Annotated in this window: 23 protein-coding genes; 12 read left to right on the top strand and 11 right to left on the bottom strand. The window is 70.2% G+C overall.

Annotation, left to right across the window (positions count from 1 at the left end; genetic code table 11):
* The first annotated feature begins 94 nt into the window (after positions 1–94).
* From ACZ56U_RS17060 to ACZ56U_RS17045, 4 genes are all read left to right on the top strand, one after another.
* Positions 95–1897, top strand: a complete 1803-nt coding sequence (locus ACZ56U_RS17060; RefSeq protein WP_469084795.1) for an ABC-F family ATP-binding cassette domain-containing protein — start codon at positions 95–97, stop codon at positions 1895–1897.
* Positions 1898–2083: 186 nt separating this feature from the next.
* Positions 2084–3865: an outer membrane protein assembly factor BamB family protein gene (locus tag ACZ56U_RS17055; protein WP_469084794.1), complete on the top strand. Its 1782-nt coding sequence runs from the start codon at positions 2084–2086 to the stop codon at positions 3863–3865.
* Positions 3866–3920: 55 nt separating this feature from the next.
* A complete protein-coding gene (locus tag ACZ56U_RS17050; RefSeq protein ID WP_469084793.1) occupies positions 3921–5708 on the top strand; it encodes an outer membrane protein assembly factor BamB family protein in 1788 nt (595 codons plus the stop codon).
* Positions 5709–5961: 253 nt separating this feature from the next.
* Entirely contained in the window at positions 5962–6669 is a 708-nt protein-coding gene (locus ACZ56U_RS17045; protein ID WP_469084792.1) for a helix-turn-helix transcriptional regulator, read from the top strand.
* 36 nt (positions 6670–6705) lie between these two features.
* Here the strand turns inward: ACZ56U_RS17045 and ACZ56U_RS17040 are convergent, their stop codons facing one another.
* Together ACZ56U_RS17040 and ACZ56U_RS17035 are read right to left on the bottom strand one after the other, a co-directional pair.
* Positions 6706–7029: a hypothetical protein gene (locus ACZ56U_RS17040; RefSeq protein ID WP_469084791.1), complete on the bottom strand. Its 324-nt coding sequence runs from the start codon at positions 7027–7029 to the stop codon at positions 6706–6708.
* 20 nt (positions 7030–7049) lie between these two features.
* Positions 7050–8741: a sodium:solute symporter family protein gene (locus tag ACZ56U_RS17035; RefSeq protein ID WP_469084790.1), complete on the bottom strand. Its 1692-nt coding sequence runs from the start codon at positions 8739–8741 to the stop codon at positions 7050–7052.
* A gap of 163 nt (positions 8742–8904) precedes the next feature.
* Between ACZ56U_RS17035 and galT the strand changes: the two genes are divergently transcribed.
* Genes galT through galK form a run of 3 tightly spaced genes read left to right on the top strand, consistent with a single transcriptional unit; the run spans position 8905 to position 12082 of the window.
* A complete protein-coding gene (gene galT / locus ACZ56U_RS17030; RefSeq protein ID WP_469084789.1) occupies positions 8905–9966 on the top strand; it encodes a galactose-1-phosphate uridylyltransferase in 1062 nt (353 codons plus the stop codon).
* On the top strand, positions 9963–10931 hold the full coding sequence (gene galE, locus ACZ56U_RS17025; RefSeq protein WP_469084788.1) for a UDP-glucose 4-epimerase GalE: 969 nt from the start codon (positions 9963–9965) through the stop codon (positions 10929–10931). Before galT ends, galE begins: the two co-directional genes overlap by 4 nt.
* Positions 10931–12082 carry a galactokinase gene (gene galK / locus ACZ56U_RS17020; RefSeq protein WP_469084787.1) on the top strand — a complete coding sequence of 384 codons (1152 nt, stop codon included), beginning with the start codon at positions 10931–10933 and terminating at the stop codon, positions 12080–12082. The genes galE and galK overlap by 1 nt, the downstream gene beginning before the upstream one ends.
* A gap of 44 nt (positions 12083–12126) precedes the next feature.
* On the opposite strand, the gene ACZ56U_RS17015 is transcribed toward galK, so the two are convergent.
* Positions 12127–12582, bottom strand: a complete 456-nt coding sequence (locus tag ACZ56U_RS17015; RefSeq protein WP_469084786.1) for a GNAT family N-acetyltransferase — start codon at positions 12580–12582, stop codon at positions 12127–12129.
* Positions 12583–12841: 259 nt separating this feature from the next.
* On the opposite strand from ACZ56U_RS17015, the gene ACZ56U_RS17010 reads away from it, so the two are divergent.
* On the top strand, positions 12842–13609 hold the full coding sequence (locus ACZ56U_RS17010; protein ID WP_469084785.1) for a LuxR C-terminal-related transcriptional regulator: 768 nt from the start codon (positions 12842–12844) through the stop codon (positions 13607–13609).
* Here the strand turns inward: ACZ56U_RS17010 and tamR are convergent.
* Positions 13568–14065, bottom strand: coding sequence for a MarR family transcriptional regulator TamR (gene tamR / locus ACZ56U_RS17005; protein ID WP_391231698.1), 498 nt, complete (start codon positions 14063–14065; stop codon positions 13568–13570). The two genes, ACZ56U_RS17010 and tamR, sit on opposite strands and share 42 nt — an antisense overlap.
* A gap of 89 nt (positions 14066–14154) precedes the next feature.
* On the opposite strand from tamR, the gene ACZ56U_RS17000 reads away from it, so the two are divergent.
* The 3 genes from ACZ56U_RS17000 to ACZ56U_RS16990 all read left to right on the top strand — a co-directional run bounded on the left by ACZ56U_RS17000 (position 14155) and on the right by ACZ56U_RS16990 (position 15572).
* Positions 14155–14970, top strand: a complete 816-nt coding sequence (locus tag ACZ56U_RS17000; RefSeq protein ID WP_469084784.1) for a trans-aconitate 2-methyltransferase — start codon at positions 14155–14157, stop codon at positions 14968–14970.
* A gap of 3 nt (positions 14971–14973) precedes the next feature.
* The gene (locus ACZ56U_RS16995) at positions 14974–15336 is read left to right on the top strand and encodes a VOC family protein (protein WP_469084783.1); all 363 of its coding nucleotides are present in this window, start codon (positions 14974–14976) and stop codon (positions 15334–15336) included.
* A gap of 62 nt (positions 15337–15398) precedes the next feature.
* On the top strand, positions 15399–15572 hold the full coding sequence (locus tag ACZ56U_RS16990) for a CsbD family protein (protein WP_391231694.1): 174 nt from the start codon (positions 15399–15401) through the stop codon (positions 15570–15572).
* 30 nt (positions 15573–15602) lie between these two features.
* Here ACZ56U_RS16990 and ACZ56U_RS16985 read toward each other — a convergent pair whose 3' ends face one another.
* Together ACZ56U_RS16985 and ACZ56U_RS16980 are read right to left on the bottom strand one after the other, a co-directional pair.
* Positions 15603–16280 (bottom strand): TetR family transcriptional regulator, encoded by a 678-nt coding sequence (locus ACZ56U_RS16985; RefSeq protein WP_469084782.1) that lies wholly within the window; start codon positions 16278–16280, stop codon positions 15603–15605.
* A complete protein-coding gene (locus tag ACZ56U_RS16980) occupies positions 16277–17284 on the bottom strand; it encodes an acyl-CoA desaturase (RefSeq protein ID WP_469084781.1) in 1008 nt (335 codons plus the stop codon). Before ACZ56U_RS16980 ends, ACZ56U_RS16985 begins: the two co-directional genes overlap by 4 nt.
* 301 nt (positions 17285–17585) lie before the next feature.
* Here ACZ56U_RS16980 and ppc point away from each other — a divergent pair, with 301 nt between their 5' ends.
* A complete protein-coding gene (gene ppc, locus ACZ56U_RS16975; protein WP_469084780.1) occupies positions 17586–20330 on the top strand; it encodes a phosphoenolpyruvate carboxylase in 2745 nt (914 codons plus the stop codon).
* Between the two features lie 70 nt (positions 20331–20400).
* Here the strand turns inward: ppc and ACZ56U_RS16970 are convergent, their stop codons facing one another.
* The 5 genes from ACZ56U_RS16970 to ACZ56U_RS16950 all read right to left on the bottom strand — a co-directional run bounded on the left by ACZ56U_RS16970 (position 20401) and on the right by ACZ56U_RS16950 (position 24212).
* The gene (locus ACZ56U_RS16970; RefSeq protein WP_469084779.1) at positions 20401–21066 is read right to left on the bottom strand and encodes an LPXTG cell wall anchor domain-containing protein; all 666 of its coding nucleotides are present in this window, start codon (positions 21064–21066) and stop codon (positions 20401–20403) included.
* A 134-nt stretch (positions 21067–21200) separates the two neighbouring features.
* A complete protein-coding gene (locus ACZ56U_RS16965) occupies positions 21201–21704 on the bottom strand; it encodes a hypothetical protein (protein WP_469084778.1) in 504 nt (167 codons plus the stop codon).
* A gap of 41 nt (positions 21705–21745) precedes the next feature.
* Positions 21746–22363: an aminoacyl-tRNA hydrolase gene (gene pth / locus ACZ56U_RS16960; protein ID WP_469084777.1), complete on the bottom strand. Its 618-nt coding sequence runs from the start codon at positions 22361–22363 to the stop codon at positions 21746–21748.
* Between the two features lie 72 nt (positions 22364–22435).
* Positions 22436–23029 carry a 50S ribosomal protein L25/general stress protein Ctc gene (locus tag ACZ56U_RS16955; protein ID WP_469084776.1) on the bottom strand — a complete coding sequence of 198 codons (594 nt, stop codon included), beginning with the start codon at positions 23027–23029 and terminating at the stop codon, positions 22436–22438.
* Between the two features lie 202 nt (positions 23030–23231).
* Complete coding sequence (locus ACZ56U_RS16950) at positions 23232–24212, bottom strand: ribose-phosphate diphosphokinase (RefSeq protein WP_469084775.1); 981 nt, start codon at positions 24210–24212, stop codon at positions 23232–23234.
* Between the last annotated feature and the right edge of the window lie 58 nt (positions 24213–24270).

The raw sequence follows: 24270 nt of genomic DNA, 5'->3' as shown, positions 1-24270 counted from the left end.
ACCGGCGTCGGTCCGGCCCGGCCGACGGGTGGGAAGGGCTGTCGGTGCGCCCGACTACCCTGGAGGGTCGAGCATCCCCCTTGTCAGGAGAGAAATGGCCGTCAACCTGGTCAATGTCGAGAACGTCAGCAAGGTGTACGGCACCCGTGCCCTGCTCGACGGCGTCTCGCTCGGCGTCTCCGAGGGCGATCGCATCGGTGTCGTCGGCCGCAACGGCGACGGCAAGACCACCCTGATCCGGATGCTCGCCAAGCTGGAGGACGCCGACACCGGCCGCGTCACGCACTCCGGCGGGATCCGGATCGGCGTCCTGACCCAGCACGACTCCCTGGACTCGGCCGCGACCGTCCGCCACGAGGTCATCCGGGACATGGCCGACCACGAGTGGGCCGGCAACTCCAAGATCCGCGACGTGCTGACCGGTCTCTTCGGCGGCCTCGACATGCCTGGCTTCCCGCAGGGCCTGGACACCGTCATCGGCCCGCTCTCCGGCGGTGAGCGCCGCCGGATCGCGCTCGCCAAGCTCCTCATCGAGGAACAGGACCTGCTCGTCCTCGACGAGCCCACCAACCACCTCGACGTCGAGGGCATCTCCTGGCTCGCCCAGCACCTGCGCGAGCGCCGCTCCGCACTCGTCTGCGTCACCCACGACCGCTGGTTCCTGGACCAGGTGTGCACGCGCATGTGGGACGTGCAGAAGGGCGACGTCTACGAGTACGAGGGCGGCTACTCCGACTACGTCTTCGCCCGCGCCGAGCGCGAGCGGATCGCCGCCACCGAGGAGACCAAGCGGCAGAACCTGGTCCGCAAAGAGCTGGCCTGGCTGCGGCGCGGCGCCCCCGCCCGGACGTCCAAGCCGCGCTTCCGGGTCGAGGCCGCCAACGAGCTGATCAAGGACGTCCCGCCGCCGCGCGACAGCAGCGAGCTGATGAAGTTCGCCTCCTCGCGGCTCGGCAGGACGGTGTTCGACCTGAAGGACGTCACCGTCCAGGCCGGCCCCAAGGTGCTGCTCAAGCACATCACCTGGCAGCTCGGACCCGGCGACCGCGTCGGCCTCGTCGGGGTCAACGGCGCCGGCAAGACCTCGCTGCTGCGGGCCATGGCCGAGGCCTGGCGGACCGAGGGCGAGACGCAGCCCGTGGGCGGGAAGGTCGCCGTCGGCAAGACGGTCAAGCTCGCCTACCTCTCCCAGGAGGTCGCCGAACTCGACCCGAACCTGCGGGTGCTGGAGGCCGTGCAGCGGGTGCGCGAGCGCGTCGACCTCGGCAAGGGCCGCGAGATGACCGCCGGGCAGCTGTGCGAGACGTTCGGCTTCAACAAGGAGAAGCAGTGGACGCCGGTCGGGGACCTCTCCGGCGGTGAGCGGCGCCGGCTCCAGCTGCTGCGCCTGCTGATGGACGAACCCAACGTCCTCTTCCTCGACGAGCCCACCAACGACCTCGACATCGAGACCCTCACCCAGCTGGAGGACCTCCTCGACGGCTGGCCCGGCTCGATGATCGTCATCTCCCACGACCGCTTCTTCGTCGAGCGCACCACCGACCGGGTCTTCGCCCTCCTCGGCGACGCCGCCCTGCGGATGCTGCCGCGCGGTATCGACGAGTACATCGAGCGCCGCCACGCGATGGAGGAAGCCGCGGCCGCCTCGGCGCCCGTCGTGCAGAAGGCCGTGCCGGCGGTGAGCTCCGCCGACCAGCGCGCCGCCAAGAAGGAGCTGCAGAAGATCGAGCGGCAGCTCGACAAGGTCTCCGAGAAGGAGACCAGGCTGCACGCCCAGATCGCCGAGAACGCCACGGACTTCGCGAAGGTGGCCGAACTGGACGCCACGCTCCGGGACTTGGCTGGTGAGCGCGAGGAGCTGGAGCTGCGCTGGCTGGAACTCGCCGAGGACGCGTGAAGGGTGCGTGAAGGCGCATAACGGAGGCGTCACGGGCCGGTCCGCCCTTGGGTACAGGGGCTGATCGGCCCGCTGCTCCGTCAGCCCCGGGTGATACAAAGGGCCGTCTGAGAACTTTCGAACGACTCTGAGCCCGTACGTACCTCAGGGCGTGGCTAAAAATCAGTGACGAGGGGGAGCACGCTGATGACTCAGCCGCCCAACCAGCCGCCCGGTTTCGGAGCGCCGCAGGACCAGCCGCCGCAGGGCGGGTTCGGCGCGCCCGTGCCGCCCGCGCAGGGGCAGCCGCCGACGCCGCCGCAGGGCCCGCCGCAGCCCGGTTACGGCTATCCGCAGCAGCCGCCCGCCGGCCCGTACGCCCAGCCGCAGCAGCCACCGGCGGGTCCGTACGGCCAGCCGCAGCAGCCGCCGGCGGGCCCGTACGCCCAGCCCGGTCCGTACGGCCAGCCGCAGCAGCCCGGCCCCTACAGCCAGCCCGGCTACGGCTACCCGCCCCCGCCGCAGTACCCCGGTGGCCCCGGCACCCCGCCGTCCGGTCCGCGCAACCCCTTCAAGGGCAAGCCCGCCCTCGTCATCGCCGCTGCCGTGGCCGGCCTGCTGGTCGTCGGCGGCACCGTGTGGGCGGTCGCGAGCGGGGACGACGACCCGAAGAAGCCGGTCGCCAAGGAGAGCGGCAGCGCCAAGCCGTCCGCCTCCGACGACCCGGCCAACCCCGGGTACGGCGACGGTGGCGGCGGCAAGGAGCAGCAGGACCTCAACGAGGGCCGCCAGGCGGGCGAGTCGAAGGTGCTCTGGTACAAGGACGCGCCCGACGCGCCCGGTTCCGGCGCCGACGCCCCCGGCATGTGGATCACCGACAAGACCGCGGTGAAGGCGGCGTACAAGCAGCTCTTCGGCTACGCCGTGGCCGACGGCAAGCCCGCGTGGGACCCGATCACCTTCGACCAGAAGATCTGCGCGGCCACCGACCAGAAGACGGCCGCGGGCAAGATCGTCGTGGCCTACCTGAACGGCAGCAGCGACCGCGCGAAGTGCAACCAGCTCCAGGAGATCGACCTCGACACCGGTGCCAAGGGCTGGACCGCCGAGGTCGCCGACGGCGACCTGTTCGACAGCGCCCTCCAGATCGACCTGTCCATCACCGGCAAGACGCTGATGGTGGGCCGCTCGATGTCCGGCACCGCCTACGACGTGGAGAGCGGCAAGAAGCTGTGGAACAAGGAGAAGTACGGCAACGCCTGCTTCCCCAGCGCCTTCGCGGGCGGCAGCAAGCTGATCGCGGTCTCCTCCTGCGACGCCTCCGGTGACAAGGAGCACGACGAGGTGCAGGAGCTGGACCCGGCGACCGGCAAGGCCAGGTGGACCCAGAAGTTCGACAAGGGCTGGCGCGTCGCGCGGGCCTACTCCCTCGACCCGCTGGTGATCTACAGCACCAACGAGGACAAGAACGCCTGGAACATCGCCACCTTCACCTCCGGCGGCAAGTTCCGCTCCCAGGTCGACTTCGACGAGGACTTCGCGCCCGTCTGCGGGTGGGCGATCCTCTCGCGGGACCTCACCGGCTGCACGGGCGCGGTCGCCGACGCGAACACGCTCTACCTGCCCACCGAGGCCACCTCCGGCGCCAACGAGGTCGTCGCGGTCAACCTCTCCGACGGCAAGGAGAAGTGGCGCGTGAAGTCCCCGGCGGACGAGTCGATGCTGCCGATGAAGATCGAGAACGGCAAGCTCATCGCGTACGTCCAGCCCTCCTACGACGCGGGCGGCCAGGTCGTCTCCATCGCGACGGCCGGCTCGGACCACAAGCCGGCCAAGCTGTTGCAGAACCCGGCGGGTGTCGCCGACATCGAGGACGGCTTCTTCTCCAAGGACATCGACTGGGTCGGCGGGCGCTTCTACCTCTCGACCACCCGGCTGACCGGCAACGACGACACGCAGGAGAAGTTGATGCTCGCCTACGGCAAGTAGCCCCGCGCCCCCGTCCCGTTCCCGTCGCCGTCCCCACTTACGAGGTACCCGCGTCATGACCCAGCCGCCGCCCCCGCCGCCCAACCAGCCCCCGCCCGGGGGAGGTTTCGGCCCGCCCCAGGACCAGCCGCCGCAGCCCCCGGCCCCGCAGCCGGGGTACGGCTACCCGCAGACCCCGCCGCCCCCGCAGGGCGCGCCGCAGACGCCCCCGCCCCCGCAGACACCGCCGGCGGGCCCGGGCTACGGGTACCCCGGCCAGCAGCAGCCGCCGTACGGCCAGCAGCCGAACCCGTACGCGCAGCAGCAGCCCTACGGTCAGCAGCCCGGCTACGGGTTCCCGCAGCCGACCGTGCCGCTGCACCCCCAGCCCGGGCAGCCGGCCGGCGGGCGGAAGCTCAACCCGCAGCTGGCGATCATCCTCGCGGCGGTCGTGGCGATCGCGCTGATCGTCGGCGGCGGCGTCCTGTACGCCTCCTCGTCCGACGACGACGGCACGAAGGACACCACGAGCTCCAGCGGTGGCACCGGCGGTGGCGGCGACCAGAAGGGCGGCACCGGCGGGACCTCCAGCAAGGGTGAGGAGAAGGTCCCCGCCAACACGGCCGCCTCCGTGCTCTTCCAGGTCCCGCAGCCCGAGCTCGAGGTCGACACCACCTACACGGTGGACGGCTCCTGGCTGACCGACAAGGTCTATGCCAAGAGCGGCATCGCCGAGATCGTCGGCTACGACCGCGACAAGGGCACGAAGCTGTGGACGGTCAAGTTGCCCGGTCCGGTGTGCCGGGCCAGCCGGCACATGACCGACGACCACCTGACGGCCATCGCCTACGAGCCGGCGATGCCGACGAAGAGCCGTACGGCGGGCTGCAGCCAGGTCGCGGCGATCGACCTGGACGCGGGCAAGAAGCTGTGGACCAAGACGGCCAAGACCGGTGACCGGCTGATCACCTGGGACAACGTCAACGTCAGCGCGAACACGGTCGCCTCGGGCAGCACCAACGGCGGTGCCGCCTGGGACATCTCCACCGGCAAGTCCCTGTGGACCCCCAAGCCCACCGACACCTGCTACGACGCGGGCTACGCCGGTGGCGCGAAGCTGGTCGCGGTCCGCAAGTGCGGCTCCTACGACGCGCGCCAGCTGCACATCCAGACCATCGACCCGACCTCCGGGAAGGTGATCTCCGAGTACAAGATGACGCAGGGCATCGAGTACGCGAGCGTCATCTCCACCGAGCCGCTCGTGGTGGCCGCCGAGGTCGGCGAGGTCGAAGGCGCCCGAGGCGTCTCGGACGTCTTCGCCATCGACAACAAGACCGGTCAGCTGCGCTCCCGTATCTCCTTGCCGCCGGACCAGTACGAGGCCCGCTGTGACGGCATCTACGAGGTCGAGAACTGCTTCCAGGTCGTGGTCGGCAACGACCGGCTCTACGTGCAGACCGAGGAACACGACGGCACCGGCGGCGAGTACATCAACCGGACCAACGAGATCGTCGCCTTCGACCTGGCCTCCGGCAAGCAGACCGGCCAGCGCGCCGACGCCGGCGACAGCTACACCATCACCCCGCTGCGGATGGACGGTGGCAACCTCCTGGCGTACAAGCAGCCGCCGTACGACAAGGGCGGTCAGATCGTGACCATCGACGGCGGCACCTTCAAGGAGACGAAGCTGCTGGAGATGCCGTCGGAGAAGACGGTGCGCGACGTGGAGACCAGCATGCTCCCCGACTCGTCCGAGATCCTCTACCACGACGGCCGGTTGTTCATGTCGAAGGTCTACGCGAGCGATTTCGGCGGCGGCTCGACCGAGAAGCGATACCTCGCGATCGCCTTCGGCGCCAAGTAGCCGCAGAACCGCCGACGACCACGGCCCCGTCCCTGCTCAGGGACGGGGCCGTGCGCGTACCACCCATCAACCTCGGATGCCGGAAATTCCGTCGATCAGGGGCACTTCTCACCACTAGGGGGAGCGCAACGTCGAACAAGCGTGTAGCTTCCGGGGGCATGAAGAGCGGGGGAGCCGGGAGGGGGCTCCCGACCGTGCGGACCAGTGGGCATCCAGAGGTGGGGCATCCATTGGGGGACTGGGGGGTTGCTCGATGGGAGTGCGGCTCATGGTGGTCGACGACCACCGACTGCTCGCGGAGGCGCTCGCCTCGGCGTTGAAGCTGCGGGGGCACCGGGTGCTCGCCGCGGCGGCACCCGCCGCGGGTGCGGCGGAACTGGTGATCACCCGGGCGCCCGAGGTGTGCCTGCTGGGCACGGCGACACCGGCCGAGCCGGGCATCTTCGACCCGGTGGTGAAGATCAAGCGTGACCGTCCGCAGGTGGCGGTCCTGGTCCTGGGCCCGGTACCGAACCCCCGGGGCATCGCGGCGGCCTTCGCGGCCGGTGCCTCCGGCTATGTCCGCCACGACGAGCGCATCGAGGGCGTCGAGCGGGCGATCATGAAGGCCCGGGCGGGCGAGGCGGCGGTGGCGCCGCAGCTGTTGCAGCAGGCCTTCAGCGAACTGCTGAACCCGGCGGCCCAACCGGACGACGAGGGCCAGCGCCTGCTCCAGCTGCTCACCCCGAGGGAGGTGGAGGTGCTGGTACGGGTCGCCGACGGGGAGGACACCCGGCTCATCGCGGCGGGCATGGGTATCGCACCGTCCACGGCCCGCACCCATGTGCAGCGGGTCCTGATGAAGCTGGGAGTCGGGTCGCGGCTGGAGGCGGCGGCGTTGGCGGCCCGCACGGGACTGCTTGACCGGGCCGGGCCGGTGGCGCACTCGATGGTGGAGCCGGGGAGGGGTCCGGAGGCCTGAGGAGGCCCGCGGACCCCGTCCCGTACCCGCCCGCGCCTACTCGGCGGCGGGCTTGTCCTCGGTGCCCGCGTCCGGCACCGGCGGCGGAGTCGGCCGCAGCTTCAGCCAGACCAGGAAGAAGATGCCGAGGAGCAGCATCCCGAGGCCGGTCCAGAGGTTGATGTTGACGCCCTCGGCCTTGTCGAGGGTGGCGTCGGAGGGGTTGATGCCGGCGATCGTGACGATGACGCCGTAGAGGACGAACAGGCCGCCGATGATGCGGCGCAGGTCGAAGATGCGGGCGGCGGTGGCGGACTTCGACTGGAGTTCGGCGACCTCCCGCTGGACGTCGCGCTCGGAGTGTCCGGAAGTCTCGGGCATGGTCTCTCAATCCTCCCGGGTCAGAACGAGAACGGGATGTAGCAGGCGGCGGCCAGGATCACGGCGCCCCAGCCCAGCAGGGCCGGCCTGCGGTACCAGGCGTCGTCGCCCTCGGCCGGTGCCTCGGACATGCCGGGGGAGCGGGTGCCGTAGACCAGGCCCTGGAGCTCCGCCGCCGGCTTCGGCGCGGTGAACAGCGACACCGCGACCATCACCACCGCGCCCGCGACGAAGCCGACGATCGCCGAGACGAAGTTGGCGCCCTGGTCGGTGGGGATGTCGACGACGCCCTGCTTGTAGATCCAGAAGTAGTTCACCATCGCGGCGACCGTGCCCGCGAGCAGTCCCCAGAACCCGGACTTCGCCGAGGCCCGCTTCCAGAACATGCCGACGACGAAGACCACGAACATCGGCACGTTGAAGAAGGAGAACAGGGTCTGGAGGTAGCTCATGATGTTGGAGAAGGAGGAGGCGAGGAACGCCGTGCCCACGGACGCGCAGACACCGATCACCGTGATGAGCCGGCCGAAGCGGACGTAGTACGCGTCCTCCCGGCCCTGCTTCACGTACCGGCCCCAGATGTCGTTGGTGAACACCGTGTTGAAGGACGAGACGTTGGCCGCCATGCCCGCCATGAAGGCCGCGAGCAGACCGGTCACCGCGATGCCCAGGACACCGTTGGGCAGCAGCTGTTCCATCAGGTAGGGGATGGCGTCGTTGTACTGGTAGCCGGACTCGGGGGTGCCGAAGCCGGGGATCAGGGCCGCGGCGGTCAGGCCCGGGATCATCACCAGGAAGACGATGAAGATCTTCGGGAACGCGGCGATCAGCGGGGTGCGCTGGGCGGCGCTCAGGTTCTTCGCCGACAGGGCGCGCTGGACCTCGGCGAAGTTCGTCGTCCAGTAGCCGAAGGACAGCACGAACCCGAGGCCCAGCACGATGGTCAGCCAGTTCGCGCCGAGCGGGTTGTCGCTGCCGATGCCGGTGCCGCCCCAGGCGGTGGTGAAGTCGGCGCCGTGCTGGGAGGTGAGCTTGTCCGTCAGGCCGTCCCAGCCGCCGGCCTTCTTCAGCCCCAGCACCACGATCGGGATGAGGGCCGCGAGGATCACGAAGAACTGAAGGACCTCGTTGTAGATCGCGGAGGACAGCCCGCCGAGGGTGATGTACGCCAGCACGAACGCGCCGGCGACCACGATCGCCACCCACTGCGGCCAGCCCAGCAGCGCCTCGACGACGATCGCGAGGGCGTACAGGTTGACGCCGGAGATGAGGATCGCGGCGAGGGCGAAGAGCGCCGAGCTCAGCAGGTGCGCCCACTTGTCGAAGCGCAGCAGCAGCATCTCGGGGACCGAGCGGACCTTCGAGGAGTAGTAGAAGGGCATCATCACCAGGCCGAGGAAGACCATGGCGGGGATGGCGCCGACCCAGTACCAGTGCACGGTGTAGACGCCGTACTGCGCGCTGTTGGCGGCCATGCCGAGGATCTCGGTGGCGGCGAGGTTGGCCGAGATGAAGGCCAGGCCGGTGATCCAGGCGGGCAGGGAGCGCCCGGAGAGGAAGAAGTCGAGGCTGGTCTTCACCGATCTACGGGCGGCGAAGCCGATGCCCAGGACCACGAGGAAGTAGATGCCGAGGATCGTGTAGTCGAGCCAGTTCGTGGGGAGTCGCAGCTCGGCGGCCAGCAGGGTGGTGGCCGCTGTGGGGGTTTGCATAAGCACTCGCTTCGTTGCGTGAACCGATACAGAGCGGAACCTACGCCTCCGCGTTCAGATATTGAACACTTTTGTTGATGCTCTTTGTTTGATTGTGATGTTGACTGTCCTGTCGACTTATGGTTACTTGTGTTTAGTTCTGTTTGAGTGAAGGAGTCCGGCGGTGAAGAAGACCTCGACGCGGCTGGCCGACGGTCGCGAGCTGATCTACTACGACCTGCGCGACGACACCGTGCGGGACGCGGTGGACCGCCGCCCGCTGGACCGGACCGTCACCACGTCCGAGGTGCGCCAGGACGCGCTGCTCGGCGACTCGGTGGCGATCGCCTCGCACCGCCAGGGCCGCACCTACCACCCGCCGGCCGACGAGTGCCCGCTGTGCCCCTCGCAGGGCGAACGGCTCAGCGAGATCCCGGACTCGTCGTACGACGCCGTGGTCTTCGAGAACCGTTTCCCCTCGCTGGCCGGCGACTCGGGCCGCTGCGAGGTGGTCTGCTTCACCTCCGACCACAACGCGTCCTTCGCCGACCTCACGCAGGAGCAGGCGCGTCTGGTCCTGGACGCGTGGACGGACCGGACGTCGGAGCTGTCTCATCTGCCCTCCGTGGAACAGGTCTTCTGCTTCGAGAACCGCGGTGCCGAGATCGGTGTGACACTGGGTCACCCGCACGGGCAGATCTACGCGTACCCCTTCACCACCCCCCGCACCGCCCAGATGTTGCGTTCGGTCGCCGCCCACAAGGACGCGACCGGCGGGGAGAACCTCTTCGACGCCGTCCTGGAGCGCGAGCTGGCCGGCGAGCGGGTCGTCCTGGAGACCGACCACTGGGTGGCCTTCGTGCCGTACGCCGCGCACTGGCCCTACGAGGTCCACCTGTACCCCAGGCGCCGGGTGCCGGACCTGCTGGGGCTCGACGAGGACGCGCGCTCAGAGTTTCCCCAGGTTTATCTGGAACTGTTGAGGCGCTTCGACCGGATCTTCGGTGAGGGAGAGCCTCCGACGCCGTACATCGCCGCCTGGCACCAGGCGCCGTTCGGTCAGCTGGAGGAGTTCGACGGCGTCAACCGCGACGACTTCGCGCTGCACCTCGAGCTTTTCACCATCCGCCGCACCTCCGGCAAGCTGAAGTTCCTCGCGGGTTCCGAGTCCGGCATGAACGTGTTCATCAACGACATCCGGCCGGAGGCCGCGGCCCAGCGACTGCGAGAGGTAGCGAGTTCATGAAGTACCTGGTGACGGGTGGCGCGGGTTACGTCGGCAGCGTGGTGGCCCAGCATCTGCTGGAGGCCGGGCACGACGTCACCGTCCTCGACAACCTCTCCACCGGCTTCCGCGAGGGCGTCCCGGCCGGTGCCGTCTTCGTCGAGGGCGACATCCGCGACGCCGGCAAGTGGCTCGACCCCTCCTACGACGGTGTCCTGCACTTCGCCGCCTCCTCCCAGGTCGGCGAGTCGGTCGTGAAGCCCGAGAAGTACTGGGACAACAACGTCGGCGGCACCATGGCGCTGCTCGGCGCCATGCGCGAGGCGGGCGTGCGCAAGCTGGTCTTCTCCTCCACGGCCGCCACCTACGGCGAGCCCGAGGAGGTGCCGATCGTCGAGACGGCACCCACGAAGCCGACCAACCCCTACGGCGCCTCCAAGCTCGCCGTCGACTTCATGATCAGCAGCGAGGCGCACGCGCACGGCCTGGGCGCGGTCTCCCTGCGCTACTTCAACGTGGCGGGCGCGTACGGCGAGTTCGGCGAGCGCCACGACCCCGAGTCGCACCTGATCCCGCTGATCCTCCAGGTCGCGCAGGGGCGGCGGGAGGCGATCTCCGTCTTCGGCGAGGACTACCCGACGCCGGACGGCACCTGCGTCCGCGACTACATCCACGTCGCCGACCTGGCCGAGGCCCACCTGCTGGCCGTCGAGCACGCCACCGCGGGCGAGCACCTGATCTGCAACCTGGGCAACGGCGAGGGCTTCTCCGTCCGCCAGGTCATCGAGACGGTCCGCCAGGTCACCGGCCACCCGATCCCCGAGGTGGTGGCCCCGCGGCGCGCCGGCGACCCGGCGGTGCTGGTGGCGTCGGCCGAGGCGGCCCGCGAGAAGCTGGGCTGGAACCCGTCCCGCGCGGACCTCGCGGGGATCGTCGCGGACGCGTGGGAGTTCGCGCGGCACATCGGCACAGCAAGGGAGCAGTAGTGGGGCAGCAGGTGCAGGACGGTTTCACGGACCTCTACGGAACCGCTCCGGAAGGTGTCTGGTCGGCGCCCGGCCGCGTCAACCTCATCGGTGAGCACACCGACTACAACGACGGCTTCGTGATGCCCTTCGCGCTGCCGCACACAGCCGTCGCCGCCGTTTCCCGGCGGACCGACGGCATCCTGCGCCTGCACTCAGCGGACGTCGGGGGCGACGCGGTCGAACTGCGCCTGGACGACCTCGCGCCGCTGTCCGACAAGAACTGGACGGCGTACCCGGCGGGTGTGGTCTGGGCGCTGCGCGAGGCCGGGCACCCGGTCACCGGCGCCGACGTCCACCTCTCCTCGACGGTCCCCTCGGGCGCGGGCCTGTCCTCCTCGGCGGCCCTGGAGGTCGTGATCGCCCTGGCGCTCAACGACCTGTACGACCTCGGTCTCCAGCGCCGGCAGCTGGCCCGCCTGTGCCAGCGCGCCGAGAACGTCTACGTCGGCGCCCCCACCGGGATCATGGACCAGACGGCGTCCGCGTGCTGCGAGGACGGCCACGCGCTGTTCCTCGACACCCGTGACCTCTCCCAGCGGCAGATCCCCTTCGACCTGGCGGCCGAGGGAATGCGTCTGCTGGTCGTCGACACCCAGGTCAAGCACTCCCACAGCGAGGGGGAGTACGGCAAGCGCCGCGCGGGCTGCGAGAAGGGGGCGGCCCTGCTCGGCGTCGACGCCCTGCGGGACGTGCCGTACGCGGAGCTGGACGCGGCGCTGGCCCGCCTCGGTGACGAGGAGGAGATCGTGCGCCTGGTCCGCCACGTGGTGACGGAGGACGAGCGCGTCGAACGCGTCGTACGGCTGCTGGAGTCGGGCGAGACCCGGGCGATCGGCCCGGTCCTCGTCGAGGGCCACGCCTCCCTGCGCGACGACTTCCGCATCTCCTGCCCGGAGCTGGACCTGGTCGTCGACACGGCCCTCGCGTCCGGCGCGCTGGGCGCCCGGATGACCGGCGGCGGCTTCGGCGGCTCGGCGATCGTGCTGGCGGAGGAGGCCGACGTGGAGAGCGTCACCAAGGCGGTCGAGGCGGCGTTCGCCGCGGCCGGCTTCACCGCGCCCCGCGTCTTCGAGGCGGTGCCGGCACCGGGAGCGCGCCGGGTGGGCTGACGGCTCCGGCGGCGTCCCCACCGCACCGTCCGCGGCCCGAAGCCTCAGGCGATCCGCTTCGTCAGCGTGTACTCGGTGATCCCCGGCGGATAGTCGGGGATCACGCACACCACGTCGTACCCCTGCCTCCGGTAGAACTCCGGTGCCTGGAAGTCCCATGTCTCCAGGCGGGAGTCGAGACAGCCGCGCTCCTCGCGGGCGAGCGACTCCGCGTGTGCAAGCAGTCGCGAACCCAGGCCCGCCCCGCGCCACCGCTCGTCCACCCACAGGTAGGTCACGTGCAGCCAGGTCGTCCAGGTGTGGCCGACCAGTCCGCCGGCGAGTTCGCCCGTGCCGTGCAAGGCCCAGACGTGGAGGGGAAGTTCGCGTTCACCTGGGGTTCCGCGCAGGGCACGCAGGACCGGGGAGGCCGCGGTGTTGTCGGCGCGGAGCCGGGTTCGGAGCAGATCACGTCGGGCTCTGTCGACTTCTGCCTCAATGCGAAACATGCGGCTCACCATAAACGCGCTGGACAGCCAGTTCTGCAAATTGCCTTCCCCTCCCGGCCCCCGGCCGTACCCTGATGAACAGCACCGGTGGGGGCCGGTGCTGTTCAGGGGGCGAGACAGTCGGGTACGGCGCCCGAAGTGGGGGTAGCAGTTCGTGCACGGCGGCGGCCGTGCGGCCATCGCACTTCGGACGTCGTACCTGCGCCTGCTCTTTCCGTCTCCCGCCATGAGGTATCCCCTGCTCTTGGAGAGCATTGGGGAAGGGGGTTTCGTGGTTCGCATCCGAGTCCTGGTCGTCGACGACCATCGCATCTTCGCCGAGTCGCTCGCCGCCGCCCTGGCCGCCGAGCCCGACGTCGACGTCTCCGCCGCCGGCAGCGGTCCCGCCGCGCTGCGCAGTCTGGAGCGCGCGGCCGCCGAGGGGCGCCGCTACGACGTGCTGCTCGTCGACGCCGACCTGGGCGGCAACGTCCAGGGCATCCGGCCCGCCGTGCCCGTGCAGGAGGGCAACGAGGACGGGGTCGTCGACGGCATCTCGCTGGTGGCCGGGGTGCGCTCCGCACAGCCCGGCGTCCGGATCGTCGTCCTCGCCGAGAAGGACGACCAGCGCCGTGCCGCGCTCGCCCTTCAGGCCGGGGCGTCGGGGTGGGTGGCCAAGGACTGCTCGCTGTCCCGGCTGCTGACCGTCATACGGGGGGTGCTGCGGGAGGAGACGCATCTGCCGCCCGCCCTGCTCACCGGCGTCCTGCGGGAGCTGACCGCCGCGCGCAAGCACCGCACCGAGAGCGAGCGGCTGGTGGAGTCCCTCACGCCGAGGGAGCGGGAGGTGCTGCGGTGCATGGTCGCCGGGCTGGGCAGAAAGGCCGTCGCCGAGCGGCTGTTCCTCTCCCCGCACACCGTCCGCACCCATATGCAGAACGTCCTCGGCAAGCTCGGCGTGCACTCCACGCTGGCCGCCGTCGCGCTCGCCCGCCGGGCCGGCGTGGGTCCCGCGGACCTAGCCGGGGATGTTGTCGAACGGGGCGGTCAACTGGCGTAGCAGTGCCGCCAGTTCGCCCCGCTGGGCGCGGGAGAGCTCCGCGAGGATCGCGCGCTCCTGGTCGAGGAGGCCGGCGAGCGCCTGGTCCGCGCGGTCCTGGCCCTCCTCCGTCAGCCGGACCAGCACACCGCGCCGGTCCGAGGGGTCCGGCAGCCGTTCCACCAGGCCCTTCTTGGCCAGGCGGTCGATGCGGTTGGTCATCGTGCCCGAGGTGACCAGGGTCTGCGTCAGTAGTTGTCCGGGGGAGAGCTGATACGGCGTTCCCGCGCGCCTGAGGGCGGTCAGGACGTCGAACTCCCAGGGCTCCAGGCTGTGCTCGGAGAACGCCAGTCGCCGTGCGCGGTCCAGGTGCCGGGCCAGTCTGCTCACCCGGCTGAGCACCTCGAGCGGTTCCACGTCGAGGTCAGGGCGCTCCCGGCGCCACGCTGCGACCAGCCGATCGACCTCGTCCTCCATGGCGATCAGTCTAGTGGTTGTGTCGATGTGGAGTCTCTTGACGTGAAGTGTCTTGACGTCAAGATAAATCTCGGGTCAGAGTGGGAGCCATGACCGACAGTGGATCCACGCCGACCTGGGACCCCGCCCAGTACCTCCGCCACGCCGACCACCGCGCCCGCCCCTTCGCCGACCTCCTCGCCCGCGTCCCCGACCCGCCCCCCGGACCGGCGCCCCGCATCGCCGACCTCGGCTGCGGCCCCGGCAACGTCACCGCGCTCCTCGCCGCCCGCTGGCCCACCGCTCGCGTCACCGGCTACGACAACTCCCCCGAGATGCTCGACCGCGCCCACACCGAGCACGCCGGACCCACCCCCGGCGGCGGCCGCCTCGACTTCACCCACGCCGACGTCCGCACCTGGACACCCGCCGAGCGCTACGACCTCATCGTCAGCAACGCCACCCTGCAATGGGTCCCCGGGCATGTCGAGCGCTTCGCCGACTGGGTCGAGGCTCTCCGGCCGGGCGGCACCCTCGCCTTCCAGGTGCCCGGGAACTTCGGCGCCCCCAGCCACCGGCTGATGCGCGAACTCGCCCACAACGCCGGTCTCGACGACGTCCTGCGCCACGACGACGCCGTCCACACCCCCGAGGCCTACCTGGAGCACCTCACCGCCCTCGGCTGCGCGGCGGACGTGTGGGAGACGACGTACGTCCATCTCCTCCCCGGCGAGGACCCCGTCCTGGACTGGGTGAAGGGCACCGGGCTGCGGCCCCTGCTCACCGCCCTCGCCGACGACCCCGAGGCGCTGGAGGCCTTCGTCGGCCGCTACCGGGACGCCCTGCGCAAGGCCTATCCGGCGGGAGCGCACGGCACCCCCTTCCCGTTCCGCCGGATCTTCGCCGTGGCCCGCAAGGAGGCGTGAGGGATGATCACCGCCGTCGACCACGTCCAGCTCGCCGCGCCACCGGGTGCGGAGGACCTGGTGCGGGCGTACTACGTGGAGGTCCTCGGGATGACCGAGATTCCCAAGCCGCCCGGGCTCGCGGCGCGCGGGGGGTGCTGGTTCCGGGCGGGCGGCGTGCAGCTGCACGTGGGGGTCGACGCCGCCTTCCGGCCCGCGCTGAAGGCGCATCCCGGGCTGCGGGTCGTCGCCATCGCGTCGTACGCCGACCGGCTGCGGAGCCGTGGAGCCACGGTCACCTGGGACGACGACCTGCCCGGTCACCGGCGCTTCTGGTCCCACGACCCCGTCGGCAACCGGCTGGAGTTCCTGGAGCCGGTGGTTTGAGGCCGCCGGTGCGGGCCACTCGCTTCAGTGACATGGGAGACGACTTGTCAGGAGTGAGTGACGTGGCGAAGGACGAGAAGACCCAGGCGAAGGTGGAACAGGCCAAGGGCAAGGCCAAGGAAGCCCTGGGACGCGCGGTCGGCAACGAGCAGAAGACCGCCGAGGGCCGCACCGAGGCCGGCAAGGGCGACCTGCGCCAGGCCAAGGAGAAGGCCAAGGACGCCTTCAAGCGGTGACGCACCGCACCTGTCAGGGCGCCGCAGGAGTCAGCTCTTGCGGCGCCCTATCAGGTGCGGTTTCTGCTCGAGACCGTCCAGCCCGTGCCACGACAGGTTCACGAGGTGCGCGGCGACCTCCGCCTTCTTCGGGCGGCGCACGTCCAGCCACCACTGACCCGTCAGCGCCACCATGCCCACCAGCGCCTGGGCGTACAGCGGGGCCAGCTTCGGGTCGAAACCGCGGCTCTTGAACTCGCGGCCCAGGATGTCCTCCACCTGGGTGGCGATGTCCGAGATCAGCGACGCGAAGGTACCCGTCGACTGCGGGATGGGGGAGTCCCGGACCAGGATGCGGAAGCCGTCGGTGTACTCCTCGATGTAGTCGAGCAGCGCGAACGCCGCCTGCTCGAGGAGTTCCCGCGGATGCCCGGCCGTCAGCGAACTGGTCACCATGTCCAGCAGCCGCCGCATCTCGCGGTCCACGACCACCGCGTACAGGCCCTCCTTGCCGCCGAAGTGCTCGTACACCACCGGCTTGGACACCCCGGCCTTCGCCGCGATCTCCTCCACCGACGTGCCCTCGAAGCCCTTGGCGGCGAAGAGGGTGCGACCGATCTCCAGCAGCTGTTGCCGGCGCTCGGCTCCCGTCATCCGGGTGCGGCGCGTGCGCCTGGGCTTCTCATTGCTCTCGTTGCTGCTTGAGTCGGTCGCCACGGCCTCCATCATGCCGCCTTCGCGGGCTCCTTCCCGCGCCGGGAGCCGCCTTCGTCGGTGTTACGGCGTGAATCGATACGTGAGCGTGACGGCCAGCGGACGTCGTACGCCCAGCCGAACGCCTCGAACCAGCGGATCAGCCGCGCCGAGGAGTCGATCTGGCCGCGCATCACACCGTGTCGCGCGCAGGTCGGGTCGGCGTGGTGCAGGTTGTGCCAGGACTCGCCGCAGGACAGCACCGCCAGCCACCACACATTGCCCGAGCGGTCCCGTGACTTGAACGGCCGCTTGCCGACCGCGTGGCAGATCGAGTTGATCGACCAGGTCACGTGGTGCAGCAGGCACACCCGGACCAGCGAGCCCCAGAAGAACGCCGTGAACGCGCCCCACCACGACATCGTCACCAGCCCGCCGACCAGCGGCGGAATGGCCAGCGACAGCATCGCCCAGAAGATGAAACCGCGGGAGATCCGGCGGAGCGCCGGGTCCTTGATCAGATCCGGCGCGTACTTGTCCTGCGGCGTCTGCTCCTCGTCGAACATCCAGCCGATGTGCGCCCACCACAGGCCCTTCATCAGCGCCGGAACCGTCTCGCCGAACCGCCACGGGGAGTGCGGGTCGCCCTCGGCGTCGGAGAACTTGTGGTGCCTGCGATGGTCCGCGACCCAGCGCACCAGCGGTCCCTCGACCGCCATCGACCCCGCGATCGCCAGCGCGATCCGCAAGGGGCGCTTGGCCTTGAAGGAGCCGTGCGTGAAGTAGCGGTGGAAGCCGATGGTGATGCCGTGGCAGCCGAGGTAGTACATGAAGACGAGCAGGCCGAGGTCCAGCCAGCTCACCCCCCATCCCCACGCCAGCGGCACGGCCGCGAGCACCGCGAGGAACGGGACGATGATGAAGAGCAGGAGGGTGATCTGCTCGAGCGAACGCTTCTGCTCGCCGCCCAGGGTGGCGGACGCAGCGGTGTCGTCGGTCGCCTCCGAGGCGTCTTGGATCACATCGGAGCTTGAGGTCATGGGGCGTCCCCTGTGGGGTTCGAGGGTTGTGACAAGGGCCTGGTCACAGGAGCCCCGCGGGGAGTGAGCGGTACTTCCCTACGGTTCCGTAACCTACGGCATCGTAAGTATGGCAGCGCGTCGCCCGACGGCAAGAGCCCGCGAGTCTGCGCGTCCGTGGCGCCACATATCCTGGAGTCGTTCGGACAGCGCGGTCCGCTCTCATTTCTTCCCGGATGTCCGGTCGGTACGCGGCGGTCGCCGCGCGACTGGTACCGGGTTCCCTCCCGGACGAGCTTCAACACTGCAAGGAGCCGCACCTGTGAGCAGTGCCGACGACCAGACCACGACCGCCTCGAGTGAGCTGCGCGCCGACATCAGGCGACTCGGCGACCTCCTCGGTGAGACCCTCGTCCGCCAGGAGGGCCCGGAGCTCCTGGAACTCGTCGAGAAGGTCCGCAGTCTCACCCGCGAGGACGGTGACGCCGCCGCCGAACTGCTGCGGGGCACCGAGCTGGAGACCGCCGCCAAGCTGGTGCGCGCCTTCTCCACCTACTTCCACCTGGCCAACGTCACCGAGCAGGTCCACCGCGGCCGCGAGCTCAGGGCCCGGCGCGCCGCCGAGGGCGGTCTGCTCGCCCGCACCGCCGACCGCCTCAAGGACGCCGACCCCGAGCACCTGCGCGCCACCGTGCAGAACCTCAACGTGCGCCCCGTCTTCACCGCGCACCCCACCGAGGCCGCCCGCCGCTCGGTCCTCAACAAGCTGCGCCGCATCGCCGAGCTCCTGGAGACCCCCGTCCTGGAGACCGACCGCCGCCGCTACGACACCCGTCTGGCCGAGAACATCGACCTGGTCTGGCAGACCGACGAACTGCGCGTCGTACGCCCCGAGGTCACCGACGAGTCCCGCAACGCCATCTACTACCTCGACGAACTCCACGCCGGCGCCGTCGGCGACGTCCTGGAGGACCTCACCGCCGAGCTGGAGCGCGTCGGCGTCACCCTCCCCGAGGACACCCGCCCGCTCACCTTCGGCACCTGGATCGGTGGTGACCGCGACGGCAACCCCAACGTCACCCCGCAGGTGACCTGGGACGTCCTGATCCTCCAGCACGAGCACGGCATCAACGACGCGCTCGACCTGATCGACGAGCTGCGCGGCTTCCTGTCGAACTCCATCCGCTACACCGGCGCCACCGACGAACTGCTCGCCTCCCTCCAGGACGACCTGGAGCGCCTGCCGGAGATCAGCCCCCGCTACAAGCGCCTCAACGCCGAGGAGCCCTACCGGCTCAAGGCCACCGCGATCCGCCAGAAGCTGGAGAACACCAAGCTCCGGCTCGCCAGGAACACCCCGCACGAGCCCGGCCGCGACTACCTCGGCACCAGCGAGCTGCTCCAGGACCTCACCCTCATCCAGAGCTCCCTGCGCGAACACCGCGGCGGCCTGTTCGCCGAGGGCCGCATGAACCGTACGATCCGCACCCTCGCCGCCTTCGGCCTCCAGCTCGCCACCATGGACGTCCGCGAGCACGCCGACGCCCACCACCACGCCCTCGGCCAGCTCTTCGACCGCCTCGGCGAGGAGTCCTGGCGCTACGCCGACATGCCCCGCGACTACCGCGGCAAGCTGCTCGCCAAGGAGCTCAGGTCCCGCCGACCGCTGGCGCCCACCCCGGCCCCGCTGGACGCCGCCGGCGAGAAGACCCTCGGCGTCTTCCACACCGTCAAGCGCGCCCTGGACGTCTTCGGCCCCGAGGTCATCGAGTCGTACATCATCTCGATGTGCCAGGGCGCCGACGACGTCTTCGCCGCGGCCGTCCTGGCCCGCGAGGCCGGCCTGATCGACCTGCACGCCGGCTGGGCCAAGATCGGCATCGTGCCGCTCCTCGAGACCACCGACGAGCTCAAGGCCGCGGACACCATCCTGGAGGACATGCTCTCCGACCCGTCCTACCGACGCCTGGTCGCGCTCAACGGGGATGTGCAGGAGGTCATGCTCGGCTACTCGGACTCCTCCAAGTTCGGCGGCATCACCACCTCCCAGTGGGAGATCCACCGCGCCCAGCGCCGCCTGCGCGACGTGGCGCACCGGTACGGGGTGCGCCTGAGGCTCTTCCACGGCCGGGGCGGCACCGTCGGCCGCGGTGGCGGCCCCTCCCACGACGCCATCCTCGCCCAGCCCTGGGGCACCCTGGAGGGCGAGATCAAGGTGACCGAGCAGGGCGAGGTCATCTCCGACAAGTACCTGGTGCCGTCGCTGGCCCGCGAGAACCTGGAGCTGACCGTCGCGGCCACCCTCCAGGCCTCCGCCCTGCACACCGCCCCCCGCCAGTCCGACGAGGCCCTGGCCCGCTGGGACGCCGCGATGGACGTGGTGTCGGACGCCGCGCACTCCGCGTACCGCAGGCTCGTCGAGGACCCGGACCTGCCGAACTACTTCCTCGCGTCGACTCCCGTGGACCAGCTCGCCGACCTGCACCTCGGCTCGCGGCCCTCCCGCCGTCCCGGCTCGGGTGTCTCGCTCGACGGCCTGCGCGCCATCCCGTGGGTGTTCGGCTGGACCCAGTCCCGGCAGATCGTCCCCGGCTGGTTCGGCGTCGGCTCCGGCCTGAAGGCGCTGCGCGAGGCGGGCCTGCGGCAGGAAGGGGACACCGTGCTCGACGAGATGTACGGGCAGTGGCACTTCTTCCGGAACTTCATCTCCAACGTCGAGATGACGCTCGCCAAGACCGACCTGCGCATCGCCCGCCACTACGTCGAGACCCTCGTCCCCGCCGAGCTCCAGCATGTCTTCGCCACCATCGAGGCCGAGCACGAGCTCACCGTCACCGAGGTCCTGCGGATCACCGGCGAGAGCGAACTCCTCGCCGCCCAGCCGGTCCTGAAGCAGACCTTCACCATCCGCGACGCCTACCTGGACCCGATCTCCTACCTCCAGGTCGCCCTGCTCAAGCGCCAGCGCGACGCGGTCGCCGCGGGCGAGGAGCCGGACCCGACGCTCGCCCGAGCCCTGCTCCTGACCGTCAACGGTGTCGCGGCGGGCCTGCGCAACACCGGCTGACGCCCGCCGCACACACGAGGGTGCCCCCGAGGTCCGACCTCGGGGGCACCCTCGTCTCGGTGCGTGTGCCCTACGACGCCCTGCGGCGGCGGAACACCAGGTAGCCGCCGGCCGCGACCAGCGCGGCCGCCACGCCGCCCAGCAGGCCGACGGGGGCGCCGTTGCCGGTCTCGGCGAGATCACCGCCGTCGCTGCCGCCCGCGCCCTGGGGGGAGGGGGAGGAGTCCGCCGAGGGAGCCGTCGACCCACCCGCGGAGGCGGAGGCCGAGGCGCTGGGGGAGGCCGAGGGCGACGAGGACGGGGTCGCCCCGGGGTTGCCGTCGTCACCGTCCTCGCAGTCGGTCCAGAAGACCTTGTGCTTGGCGGCGCCGTGCTCGCCCTCGAAGGTCCAGAACAGCTTGTAGTGGCCGTCCGGCAGCGACAGGTCCTGCGTGCGGCCGTGACCCTCGCCGTCCAGGGTGATCTCGCCGGACTTCACGGTCTCGCCCTTGACGTCGGCGCCCGGGGCCCAGGCCTCGATGTGCCAGTCGACCTCCTGGGCGCTGTCGAAGCCGAAGGCGTCCAGGTAGAAGGTGCAGACGTGCGGTTCGTTGCGGCGCAGCTCCTCGCCGGTCGAGGCGTCGTGGATCTTGACGGTGCCGTTGTCACCCGGAGGGGTGGCGTGGGCGGAGGGGGCCGCGAGCAGGGCGGCCGCGGCGACGGCGGACAAAGCGCCGGCGCGGGACAGGGTACGCATGGGCAGTCCATCTTCGAGATGTGGCAGGGAAGATGTGGAGGGGGCGGCTCAGCTTCCAGCTCCCGCTGACCCGAGGTCAATCACGAACAGGCAACACTCAGCTCCTCCACAGATGTGGAGAACGCCGAAGAGGCTCAGATCGTCACGAAGGCGGCGGTCAGCAGCGCGACCCCCGCGCCCGCCATCATCCACGCGCCCCGGGTACGCCCCAACCCGCCCGCCACCACCACCGACGCCAGCAGCAGCGCACCACCCAGCGGCACCCACGCGTACAGCACCCCGGGCGGCCCGGAACGGACGACGTCGTCGCTGCTCGGCTTCAGCACGACCGAGTAGGTCTCGCCCCGCTCCACCGCCACCGTCTTCTCGATGACGACCCGCTCACGCGGCCGCGACCCCTGCGACAGCGGCGTGTACGGCCCGGTGCAGGTGTGGGTACCGCACCGCGTCACCTCGATCGTGCCGCGCTCCCGGCCCTTCGTCAGCATCACGTGCTGCGCCGTGCCCCAGGACGCCCACACCCCCGCGACCAGGATCAGCACCGCGACCGTGCCCATCGCCGCGAGCCGACCGAACCGGAGGGCGACGACCGAGGCCTGACGAGAAGTGAGGGCTGGGGCAGGCATGGCCGGGATCATTGGCCATGCCTGAACGGCCCGTCAACTTCGGTGGGGACAAGTCAGGAGTTGTACGTGCTTTGCGCCCGCTCCAGGCCCTCGATCACCAGGCATTCCACGGCGTCCGCCGCCCGGTCCACCAGGTAGCCCAGCTCCTTGCGCTCGCCCGAGGAGAAGTCCTTCAGCACGAAGTCGGCCACCTGCATCCGCCCCGGCGGCCGCCCGATCCCGAACCGCACCCGGTGGTACTCCGCGGAGAACGCCTTCGTCATCGACTTCAGCCCGTTGTGCCCGTTGTCCCCGCCCCCGAGCTTCAGCCGCAGCGTCCCGTAGTCGATGTCCAGCTCGTCATGGACCGCCACGATGTGCGCGACGGGCACCTTGTAGAAGTCCTTGAGCGCGTTGACGGGCCCACCGGACAGGTTCATGTACGACATCGGCTTCGCCAGGACGACCCGGCGGTTCAACGGCCCCGGCGGCCCGATCCGCCCCTCCACGACCTGCGCCTGCGCCTTCCCGGCCCGCTTGAACCTCCCCCCGATCCGCTCGGCCAGCAGATCGGCCACCATGAAACCGACGTTGTGCCGGTTGGCCGCGTACTCGGGCCCGGGGTTGCCGAGACCGACGATCAGCCAGGGGTCGGTGGCAGAGGCGGCGCCTGCGGGGGTGGTCACGTCCATGTCTCCTCGATACGCGCCAGCCGCCGCTCCCTTACGGAAGCAGCGGCTGACGAACTCCTACGGGGCTGAGGCTCAGGCCTCGGCGGCCTCGTCACCCTCGGCCGACTCCTCGCCGGCCTCCTCGGCCTGCGCGGCCAGGACCTGGAGGACGACGGTGTCCTCGTCGACGGCCAGCTTGGTGCCCTTGGGCAGCGGGATGTCCTTGGCGAGCACGGAGTCGCCGGCCGCCAGACCCTCGATGGAGACGGTGACGGACTCGGGGATGTGCGTGGCCTCGGCCTCGACCGGAAGCGCGTTCAGGACGTGCTCCAGCAGGTAGCCGCCCGGGGCCAGCTCGCCCTCGGTGTGGACGTAGATCTCGACGTTGACCTGCTCACCGCGCTGGACGAGCTGAAGGTCGACGTGCTCCAGGTAGCCCTTGATCGGGTCACGCTGCACGGACTTCGGGATCGCCAGCTCGTTGGACTTGCCGTCGATGTCCAGGGAGATCAGGACGTTGGACGTGCGCAGCGCGAGCAGCAGCTCGTGGCCCGGCAGCGTCAGGTGGATCGGGTCCGAACCGTGGCCGTAGAGCACGCCGGGAACCTTGGAGTCGCGGCGGATACGACGGGCGGCACCCTTGCCGAACTCGGTGCGGGTCTCGGCGGTGAGCTTCACCTCGGACATACAGATCACTCCTCGTATGGGTGAGAGACGGACAGGTCACCCGGCCACGAACGGCCTGCTACGAAGAGCGCGTCGATAACGGACAGCCGTACCTCGTCATGAGGACGGCCTCCCTCGCCGAGCAACCTGGGCAGTCTACTCGGCGGGGGAGGCCGCAGGAAAATCGATCATGCAGAACCGTTTGCACGGCTCCTCGGCGAGCTCACTGCTCGTCGAACAGGCTCGTCACCGAACCGTCCTCGAACACCTCGCGCACCGCGCTCGCGATCGTCGGCGCGATGGAGAGGACCGTGAGCTTGTCCAGGTCCGCGGCGAGCTCACCCGGCGTCGGCAGCGTGTTCGTGAACACGAACTCGCTCACCCGGGAGTTCTTCAGCCGGTCGGCGGCCGGACCCGACAGCACACCGTGCGTGGCGGTGACGATGACGTCCTCGGCGCCGTGCGCGAACAGCGCGTCCGCGGCGGCGCAGATCGTCCCACCGGTGTCGATCATGTCGTCGACCAGGACACACACCCGGCCCTTGACCTCGCCCACGACCTCGTGGACGGTGACCTGGTTCGCCACGTCCTTGTCGCGCCGCTTGTGCACGATGGCCAGCGGAGCGCCGAGCCGGTCGCACCAGCGGTCGGCGACCCGCACCCGGCCGGCGTCCGGGGAGACCACGGTCAGCTTGTCCTTGTCGACCTTGGTCCCGACGTAGTCCGCGAGCAGCGGCAGCGCGAAGAGGTGGTCCACCGGGCCGTCGAAGAAGCCCTGGATCTGGTCGGTGTGCAGATCCACGGTCAGGAGCCGGTGCGCACCGGCCGTCTTCATCAGGTCCGCGATCAGGCGCGCCGAGATCGGTTCACGCCCACGGTGCTTCTTGTCCTGGCGCGCGTAACCGTAGAAGGGCACGATCACCGTGATCGACCGCGCGGAAGCCCGCTTCAACGCGTCGATCATGATGAGCTGCTCCATGATCCATTTGTTGATCGGAGCCGTGTGGCTCTGGATCAGGAAGCAGTCCGCACCGCGCGCCGAGTCCTGGTAGCGAACGTAGATCTCGCCGTTGGCGAAGTCGAAGGCCTTCGTCGGGACGACCCCGACACCCAACTGCTGGGCGACCTCCTCGGCAAGCTCGGGGTGGGCGCGGCCGGAGAAGAACATCATCTTCTTCTCGCCGGTCGTCTTGATCCCGGTCACAGCACTGTCTCCTCAGAGGTGTCTCAGCCGGCTGTCGAGAGACCTCGCCGCTGGGCGC

It is taken from the genome of Streptomyces sp. NPDC034103 (assembly GCF_055575395.1).
This window is presented reverse-complemented; position numbering and strand designations above follow the sequence as displayed.